This is a genomic window from Mesorhizobium sp. M7A.F.Ca.CA.004.04.2.1, assembly GCF_004022825.1.
Lineage (GTDB): Bacteria > Pseudomonadota > Alphaproteobacteria > Rhizobiales > Rhizobiaceae > Mesorhizobium.
In genome coordinates this window covers 1-879 of the sequence record NZ_RZPH01001525.1, presented here as the reverse complement: position 1 = coordinate 879, position 879 = coordinate 1, and the positions used below count along the sequence as shown (strand labels likewise).

The 879-nt window shown below is 67.6% G+C and carries 1 pseudogene; it reads left to right on the top strand.

Annotated elements, in window-relative coordinates:
* Positions 1 to 864: pseudogene (locus EN893_RS35875) on the top strand (aromatic amino acid lyase); the annotation flags it as partial.
* Between the last annotated feature and the right edge of the window lie 15 nt (positions 865 to 879).

The window sequence follows — 879 nt, the reverse complement described above, 5'->3', positions numbered from 1 at the left end:
ACCCTGAAGCCCGGCAATGCGACGCTGGCCGACTGGCGCGCCATCTATCGTGGCGCCGTGCCCAAGCTGGACAATGCCTGCCGGCCAAAGATCAAGGCGAGCGCCGAGGCTGTCGCCAGGATCGTTGCCAAGGGCGAGCCGGTCTATGGCATCAACACCGGCTTCGGCAAACTGGCCAGCGTCCGCATCCCGGCCGAGGATCTCGAGACCTTGCAGCGCAACATCGTCCTGTCGCACGCCGCCGGCGTCGGAGAGCCGATGCCGGTTGCTGTCTGCAGGCTGATGATGGCGCTGAAGCTCGCCAGCCTGGCGCAGGGCGCGTCGGGTGTGCGGCCGCAGACCATCGAGCTGCTCGAAGCGATGCTGGCCAACGACGTCATCCCGGTGGTGCCGGCGCAAGGTTCGGTCGGCGCCTCCGGCGACCTCGCCCCGCTGTCGCACATGACGGCGGTGATGATCGGCGTCGGCGAATGCTTCACCCCGCATGGCCGTTTCCCGGCCAAGGTCGCCTTCGTCTCGCATGGATTGGAACCGGTGACGCTGGGCGCCAAGGAGGGCCTGGCGCTGCTCAACGGCACCCAGTTTTCGACCGCCTATGCGCTGGCCGCCTTGTTCGAGGCCGAAGTGCTCTACCAATCGGCGCTGGTCGCTGGTGCCCTGTCGACCGACGCGGCAAAAGGGTCCGACGCCCCCTTCGATCCGCGCATCCATGTGCTGAGAAAGCATCCCGGCCAGATCGAGACGGCCGACGCCCTGCGCAATCTGATGGCCGGCAGCGCCATCCGTGAATCGCATCGGGTTGGCGACGAACGCGTGCAGGATCCGTATTGCCTGCGCTGCCAGCCGCAGGTCATGGGCGCAGCACGGTGAGTGCGGCGC